10 protein-coding genes are annotated in these 7602 nt (G+C 68.6%); 4 read left to right on the top strand and 6 right to left on the bottom strand.

Annotation, left to right across the window (positions count from 1 at the left end; translation table 11 throughout):
* Nucleotides 1-311 (top strand): hypothetical protein (locus DPQ64_RS18155; protein ID WP_232820628.1); only part of this gene is annotated, 311 nt, incomplete at its 5' end.
* Nucleotides 312-370: 59 nt separating this feature from the next.
* On the opposite strand, the gene DPQ64_RS18150 is transcribed toward DPQ64_RS18155, so the two are convergent.
* From DPQ64_RS18150 to DPQ64_RS18135, 4 genes are all read right to left on the bottom strand, one after another.
* A complete protein-coding gene (locus tag DPQ64_RS18150; protein WP_115865702.1) occupies nucleotides 371-1024 on the bottom strand; it encodes a PKD domain-containing protein in 654 nt (217 codons plus the stop codon).
* 101 nt (nucleotides 1025-1125) lie between these two features.
* Nucleotides 1126-1548: a peptide-methionine (R)-S-oxide reductase MsrB gene (gene msrB / locus DPQ64_RS18145; protein ID WP_115865701.1), complete on the bottom strand. Its 423-nt coding sequence runs from the start codon at nucleotides 1546-1548 to the stop codon at nucleotides 1126-1128.
* A gap of 705 nt (nucleotides 1549-2253) precedes the next feature.
* On the bottom strand, nucleotides 2254-2574 hold the full coding sequence (locus DPQ64_RS18140; RefSeq protein ID WP_115865700.1) for a HalOD1 output domain-containing protein: 321 nt from the start codon (nucleotides 2572-2574) through the stop codon (nucleotides 2254-2256).
* Nucleotides 2575-2936: 362 nt separating this feature from the next.
* Nucleotides 2937-3992, bottom strand: a complete 1056-nt coding sequence (locus DPQ64_RS18135; protein WP_198662198.1) for a ZIP family metal transporter — start codon at nucleotides 3990-3992, stop codon at nucleotides 2937-2939.
* Nucleotides 3993-4127: 135 nt separating this feature from the next.
* Between DPQ64_RS18135 and DPQ64_RS19410 the strand changes: the two genes are divergently transcribed.
* Both DPQ64_RS19410 and DPQ64_RS18130 read left to right on the top strand, forming a co-directional pair.
* The gene (locus DPQ64_RS19410) at nucleotides 4128-4274 is read left to right on the top strand and encodes a hypothetical protein (protein WP_198662197.1); all 147 of its coding nucleotides are present in this window, start codon (nucleotides 4128-4130) and stop codon (nucleotides 4272-4274) included.
* Nucleotides 4275-4540: 266 nt separating this feature from the next.
* Nucleotides 4541-4957, top strand: a complete 417-nt coding sequence (locus DPQ64_RS18130) for a DUF7344 domain-containing protein (protein ID WP_115865699.1) — start codon at nucleotides 4541-4543, stop codon at nucleotides 4955-4957.
* Between the two features lie 96 nt (nucleotides 4958-5053).
* Here the strand turns inward: DPQ64_RS18130 and DPQ64_RS18125 are convergent, their stop codons facing one another.
* Entirely contained in the window at nucleotides 5054-5605 is a 552-nt protein-coding gene (locus DPQ64_RS18125; protein WP_115865698.1) for a metal-dependent hydrolase, read from the bottom strand.
* 58 nt (nucleotides 5606-5663) lie between these two features.
* On the opposite strand from DPQ64_RS18125, the gene DPQ64_RS18120 reads away from it, so the two are divergent.
* Complete coding sequence (locus tag DPQ64_RS18120) at nucleotides 5664-6383, top strand: SDR family oxidoreductase (protein ID WP_115865697.1); 720 nt, start codon at nucleotides 5664-5666, stop codon at nucleotides 6381-6383.
* A 29-nt stretch (nucleotides 6384-6412) separates the two neighbouring features.
* Here DPQ64_RS18120 and DPQ64_RS18115 read toward each other — a convergent pair.
* On the bottom strand, nucleotides 6413-7602 hold a 1190-nt coding region (locus DPQ64_RS18115), incomplete at its 5' end, for a flippase activity-associated protein Agl23 (protein WP_115865696.1).

Here is a 7602-nt window from a genome sequence, read left to right as displayed (position 1 = left end):
CGCCGCCGCCGGGCCAGAACGTGTTGGGGCTGCCGGGCCAGAACGCATTCGGCGTGGCTCGTCGAACCCCCAGCATGGCCGACTTCTCCGAGGACCACGTCGGCAAGCGCGTGGTGACCCAGAGCGGCAGAGAGATCGGGAACGTCGTCGAGGTACGCAACGGCGACCTCTACGTCAGCATCGAGACCGACAGCCTGGACGAGACGGTCACCGAACTCGGCTGGGAGGGACCGGTCGAGCAGGATCGCCACCGGCTCCAGGATCGATACATTTCGACCGTCACCGAGAACGCGATCCGGCTTCGGGTGTAGTGGACGTGACCGGCTCCGGGTGTAGGGGATTCGACGCGCGACCACTCCCCGCCGACCGTTCAGGTCCGCTCGGCGGTCCCTGCGACGGGCACGCCGTCGGTCGTGTGCCCGGCGAGTCTGCCCGGGGCGTCGTCGCTCCGCAGCCCCGCCTCGTCGGCGGGCACGCGGACGCGGAGATCGCCGTCGCGCGCCTCGCTCCGGACCGGGCTCGCGCCGCTCCCCGCCGCGAGCGCGGTCGGTGCGCCGAACCGGAGCGACTCGGGCGCCACGGCGTCTGCGGGGTCGAACGCTCCGTTAGCGCGGAGCGTGACCGCGAGGTTCCCGTCCGCGTCGGCGTCGCCGACCTCGACCGCCACCTCGCGGTACACCGTCACAGACCGACGGACGGTCCGAGTCTCGCCGCCGTCGCTGGTGACCGTCACCGTCACCGCGTGCTCGCCGCCCGAGTCGTACACGTGGCTGGCCTTCTCTCCGGTCGCGGTCGCGCCGTCGCCGAACGCCCACTCGTAGCGGGCATCGGTCCCCTCGGACGCCGTTTCGGCCTCGAACAGGACGGGATTGCCCGCCACGGGCGCACCCGGCGCGTACTCGAACCCGGCGGTCCAGGAGTTCCGGGACGGGTCGGTCTGTCGATCCGTGCTGGAGGAGAGAACTACGTCGGTCGGTCCGGACGATACGTCGTCGTGAGTGGCTGCCTCTGACTGCTCCGCCATATCATTCTACAGAGATGAGAGCAAAATAAAACGCATGGTTTCGTTTCAGCAGTCCAATTATTCCTGGAGGGTTCACAATCGGTTCGGCGGCTCGCCCAGTGTTACTCCGACTCGAAGTCGAGCGCGACCGAGTTGATGCAGTAGCGCTTACCGGTCGGCTCCGGACCGTCGTCGAACACGTGGCCGAGGTGGCCGCCGCAGGTGCCACACAACACCTCGACGCGGTCCATCCCGCGGCTGGTGTCCCGGCGCGTCTCGATGCGGTCGTCGTCGGTGTCGTAGAAGCTGGGCCAGCCACAGCCCGAATCGAACTTGGTGTCGGCGTCGAACAGCTCCGCGCCGCAGCCAGCACAGGCGTAGGTGCCGTCCTCCTTGCGGTCGAGGTGGTCGCCCGAGAACGGCGACTCGGTTCCGGCCTCTCGCAGCACGCGGTACTCCTCGTCGCTCAGGCGCTCGCGCCACTCCGCGTCGGACTCGGGGACGGCAGTAGACTCGGACGCGTCGTCAGTTGATTCCTGGCTCATGACTCCCCCTTGGGACTCGGCGGGGTTATGGGTTGCGCGGCCGCGAGTCGCGGTTCACGTGGTCGCTCTTGGAGTCGAACCGCAGTTTCTGCAATCTGGTTTGGATTTCAGCGTGCGCTCGGTAGATCTTCCGGCTTGGCGTTCGCTTGGTGAAACCTCCGGCCCGGCGCGCGCTGCGCGGCGTCTCGGCGAGCGTCGCGAGCCGAGGCTCGTGGGAGCACAGCTCTCACGGCGTCTCGACGAGTGAAACGAGGCGAGGTTCGTCAGCGCGTGCGCTGACGGCGCTCTCGTGCGCCGCGCAACGCGTGCGAGGAACGAGGATCGCAACGGAGTGAGGACCGCAGGAGGCTGGGGAGGCGTGAGGCCCGCGGTCGCTGTGCTGTGCGGTTTCTCCGATGCCTCGGCAGTAGCTAGCTTCACAGTAGTTTCTTCTTCTATCGAAACTACGAAGCTGGCTTCTGCTTGAGCATAGGAGTCGCCGCAACCTCACACCTCCCCAGCCGCCTCGCTCACTTCGTTCGCTCGTCCCTCGCGCGCGAGCAACGCGCGCGACCGAATCAAAATAGAATATCGAGTCCGAGAGTATCCTGACGTATCGATTCCGAGAGTATCCTGACGTATCGAATCCGAGAGTATCCTGACGTATCGAATCCGAGAGTATCGAAACGAATATCGACGATTCCACGCGCCGAAGCGGAATCGCGTTCACTCCTCGTCGTCGACCGGTTCGAGCACGATCACGCCCGAACTGCTCACGTTCACCTCGAACCCGACGTAGACGAACGACACGTCTACCTCGTCGGCGTCGTCGACAGCGCTCTCGTCGAACACCTGATCGAGCGCGTCCGGGTCGACGACCTGCTGGAGGGGTCGCAGCGACTCGATCCGCCGGTCGGTGATCTCCGCGAGCGCGTTCGGGACCACCGCGCTCGGCGGGGCGTCCTCGCCCGCGTGGTTCGTGTAGTACGTGCCAGTAGTCGGGTCGTGTTCGACGCGCCCGAGGCGCGAGTCCGAGTCGTCGATCATCCCTGCGAGTCACCGACCACAGTTCCGTCGAAGTAGGGACACCATCCGTCGGAGCACAAGTTTACGGCTTGCTGGCGCGGCGAGAGGATATCCTTGCCGGTGTCGTCTCGTTGCATTGCCAACGTGAGTAGTAAGAGCCGGCGTGAACAAAACGTTTTCCCAGAACACGGTTGCTATTTGAAATAGTTTCCCTCAGACACGAGTAAGAATCGCATTTTTTCGCGTCACTTTCTCTCTACCGGGAATTAGAAGAAATACATGCTATATCTGTGTTAAATCACAACTGCCATATTACAACTGGTCCTTCTGGAGGCAGCACGCATTTTCTGGACACAGCACGCGGTCGAGCGTCGCGGGCAGGCTTACGCGAGCACCACGTCGAGGGTCAGCATGACCGCGACGCCGAGCATGGTTCCGAGCGTGGCGATGCGCTCGTTGCCCCGCGCGTGAGTCTCGGGCACGATCTCGTCGCTGATGACGAACAGCATCGCGCCCGCGGCGAAGCCCATCGCGTACGGGAGTATCGGCGCGGCGAAACTCACCGCGACCGCGCCGAGCACCGCGAGCGGAATCTCGACGAGGCCGGCCCGCACCCCCGCGAGCGAGGCGTAGAACAGCGAGCCGAAGCCGGCGTTGACCGCCGCGATGGACACCGCCAGCCCCTCCGGGACGTTCTGGATGCCGATGGCGAGCATCAGCGCCAGCGCGTCGCCGAGGTTGCCCGAGCCGAAGGCGACGCCGACCGCCAGCCCCTCGGGCATGTTGTGGAGCGTGATGGCGACGACGAACAGCAGGACCGAGGCCGTCCGCGCGTCCTCGGCGTCCAGCGGCTCGCGGCCCGCGGCGGTGTCCTCCTCGATCCGCGGCGAGTCGGTGTCCGCGTCGGTGGTCACGTCGGCGGTGCTCGAACCGTCCGATTGGCCTTCGTCCACCTTCTCTTCTACCGTCTCCCCTTCCACCACCTTCTCTTCTACCGTCTCCCCTTCCACCACCTTCTTTTCTACCGTCTCCCCCTCCGCCACCGTCTCCCCCCCATCGCGCACCGCGCCGCGCCCGGTGACGACCACGTGGATGTGTGGCACCCACTGGTCGGCTCTGTCGAGCAGGGCAACCCCGAGCCCGAACCCGACCAGCACCGGGAGGATGCCCGCCAACTCGATTCCACCGACAGAGAGCGCCTGATACTCCGGCGCAGACGCGGCGTCGATGCCGGGGAGGATGAGGCTCGTGAAGCTGGCCGACAGCATCACGCCCGCCGCGAAGCCGAGCGCGGCGTCGAGCGCGCGCTCGGAGGGGTCGCGCCAGACCACCACCAGCGCGGCCCCGAGGGTGTTCATCGCAGCGATGATCACGCCGCCGGCCAACCCCTGCATCACGGGGTCGTGGCCGACGACGCGGACGAACAGGTCGGTCAGCATCGACAGTACGGAATCGTCGGACGGCGGCCCTAAAAGTCCGCCGCTCGGTCGATGGCGAACATCGAGACGAGGACCGGCGGAGAGAGCCGTGAAATCGCCCGAGAGATTGAAACCCGCGGGCGAACTACCACGAGTATGCGCGTCTGTGACATCTGCGAGCAGCAGAAGTCCGGGGGGACGCGGCTGGTCTCGCGGACCGGCGGCGACGTGTGGGTGTGTCGGGGCTGCATGATGCAAGCGGTCACGAACGAGCGCGACGAACTCACCTACCGCGACTGGTGAGTACCACCGGGAAAAGCCGATCAGAGGTCGCCCCGCTCGCGAAGAGCCGACTCGCGAACGCTCGGCTTTCGCACGCTCGGCTTTCACACGCTCGCCCCGAGAATCTCCGGCCCGAGAACGTCCGGCCCGCGACCGCCGTCGACGGGCGCTTCGTTCGTCGAACTCCACACCACGAGCAGAGGAAAGAACCACGCAGTTGTTTTCGTGGGCCTCTCGTGGGGGAATCCCCGTGAATTTATAATGATGTAGGATAATGTACACGGTGAATGAGCCACGCACCGGACGGTCCGGCCGGGGAACAGCCAGAGAACGTCGACCCCCGAGAGAGCCGTGGTTCACGCGATAGGTCGCTCGACGACGTCTTCGAGGTGCTGGCCGCCGAGCGCCGCCGGTACGCGCTGTACGTGCTGTGTCGCCGCTCCGGGAAGGTAGCGGTCTCCGAACTCGCCGACGCGGTGGCGTCCTCAGCCGGTGCGAACCCGACGCGCGTGGCCGCCGAACTCTACCACGTCCACCTGCCGAAGCTCGCGGCGGCGGGCGTCGTCGAGTACGACCGCGAAGACGGGATCGCGCGGTTCACCGACGACTGCGATACGCTCGGGCGCTACCTCGCCGCCGCGGCCGACGACGAGGACGAACCGCTCCGCCGGCGGCCCGACGACCCCACGCTCTCGGAGTTCTGATCGGCGACGCACCAGCGTCCGTGATCACTTTTCGATGAGTCGAAGTCGGCCAATAATCGAAGTCGGCGGACGAACCGAGTGCGAGAACGAAGCCTGTCACGCCGGAGCGACGCCGGCCAGAAACCCGAGCGTCACCGCCACGTCGCCGGCGAACAGCGTCGTGCCGAGATACGCCGCCATCAGGGTCGTGAACACGCCGAGCGCGAACAGCGCGTAGTTCCAGAGCGCGCTGTCCGCGGTCGTCAGGCTCACGGTGTAGCGCCGCCGGGTCGCGGGCCACAGCACCGCCACGCCCATCGGCGTCAGGAGGTCGGCCGCGAGGTGTGCGAGGATGGCGAGCGCGCCGATTCCGGCCGCGAAGGTCGGGAGCGCGACCGGACCCACCGACCGGGAGAGCCCGGCGGCCTCGGCAACCCCGCCGGTGACCGCCCACGCGACGGCTGCGACCAGCGCCGCGAACGCCAGCGTGTGGGTCGGCCCGCGGTGGGAGATCAACGGGAGCCACGAGTCCCAGTCGGGGAGCATCGTGAGCCAGAGCACCGCCGCGCCGCCCGCGAACGCGGCCGTCGGGTCGCCGAGGGCGAGCAGCGCACAGCCCGCGGGGGCGTACAGCACGAGCGCCACGCCGTAGTGGCCGGGCCGGAACATGTCCGGAGGTTCGCGCCGAGGAAGAAACCGGTTTGGGTTCGGAACGCCATCAGCCAGTATGGACGGACAAACTGCGGTCGTGACCGGCGCGAGCAGAGGCATCGGCGAGGCGGTCGCGCGGCGATTCGCCAGCGAGGGCGCACGCGTCGTCATCTGCGCCAGAGAGCGCGACGAGATCGACGCGGTCGCCGAGGCCATCGCCGAGGACGCCGCGGACGACGGCGGGTCGGTCGAGGCACTCCGCGCCGACGTGCGCGACGAATACGACGTCGAGCGCCTGATGGAGCTCGCGGCCCGCGAGAGCGACGACGGTATCGACGCGGTGGTCGCCTGCGCGGGCGTCTACCACGGCGCCCCCGGCGAGACCCCGCTGGCCAGCGAGTCCTACGCGGCGTTCGACGACGCGTTCAGCACGAACGCCCGCGGCGTCTTCACCACAGTCAAGGAAGCCAAACCACACCTCGCGGCGGACGCGCGAGTGGTGGTTCCCTCCGGCGGGGTCGCCCGCGAGGCCCAACCGGGCTACGGCTCCTACGCGGTCTCGAAGGCGGCGGCCGAGGCGGTCGTCCGCCAGTTCGCGGCCGAGATCGACCGGCCCGTCGGCGTGGTCGACCCCGGCGCGGTCGCCACCGACCTGACCGGCGGTCGGGGCCGCGACCCCGCGGACGCCGCCGACCTCGTCCACTGGGCCGTCACCACCGCGCCGGCCGAGGACGTGGACGGCGGGGTCGTCGGGCTGAAGGCGTTCCGGAGCGCGACGGCGGGGTCGTCGGACTGAGCGCGTTCCGTAGTCCGACGGCGAACTCGTCAGACTGAGCCCGCTCCGGCGCGCGACGGCGCGAGTCGGGCCGCGCTCCGATTCTCTTCGGCGACCGAGGCGTTCGTCGCGGCCGGGTCCACGAACACGACCACGCTGCTCCTGATGCAGCCGCTGTCGTGGAGGTAGCGCTGGACCTCGTGGCGGTCGTACCCCGAGAGGTGCCGGTCCACGTCGCTGGCGTTGGCGTACTCCTCGTCGCAGGTCTCGACCGACCCCGGCGCGACCACGACCGGCGGCGGGTCCCGAGCCAGCACGCCGGAATGAGTCGTGCTGTCGACCTCCGCGCCGGCCGTCTCGAAGTACCACGCGAACGAGAGGCGCTCGAACCACGCGGGATAGGTTTTGGGTCGCGGCGTTTCGAACCGGGTCTCGTCGGCCGCGTAGAACTCCTCGCCGTAGTACAGCACGTCGATGCCGTCGTTGGTCTCGGCGACCGCGTCCACCTCGCGCAGGAGCGGCTTCATCTCTGAGGACGACTGGGCGTACTGCACGAGTTCGTCGTCGCTCTGCGGGTGGAGGTACGCGGTGCTGGCTCCGGTCGCTCCCACGCCTGCGGCCGCGACGAGCAGGACGACCGCGGCCGCGACCGCCGAGACTCGGTCGGCGTCCGCGACGCTCGCGAGGCCGACCCGCGCGACGAGCGCGACGCCGACCGCAGCCGGAATTACCAGCGGGACCGCGACGTGGACGATCTCCCAGGGGAACGCGTTCTCGACGATGACGGGGTAGCCGAGCAGGCTGGCGAACCCCCAGTACGAGCAGAACGCCACCACGTCGCGGGGCCCCCCGTCCGCGTAGCGGTCCGCGAGGAAGCCGACGATTGCGAACGCGACCACGACCGGCGCGCCCGTCTCCAGCGCGGGCCAGAGCGCGGTCGCGGTGTCGAGGTACGAACTCTCGTTGCCGCCGACCCACCGGCCGGTGAACCGGTGCCACGAGCCGACGGTCGCCTCGCCGACGAGCGCGGGCAGTAGCGTCGGATCGCGCGCCGTCTCGCCGAGCGTCGGTCCGACCGCCGCGCCCTCGCCGCGAGGCGCGTAGAAGAACACCACGATGGCGACGAACTCGACGACCGCGAGCCCGAAGGGGCCGCGCCACGCCCAGACGCCGCGGGCAGTCCGGACCACGCGGTCGCGGGCGGCCACGAGCGCGCTGGCGGGCCCGCCAGCGCGCTCGT

The sequence above is a fragment of the Halorussus litoreus genome, assembly GCF_003382685.1.
Classification (GTDB): Archaea; Halobacteriota; Halobacteria; order Halobacteriales; family Haladaptataceae; genus Halorussus; species Halorussus litoreus.
Note: the sequence above shows the minus strand (reverse complement) of the source record. Positions and strands in the feature narration are given on the sequence as shown.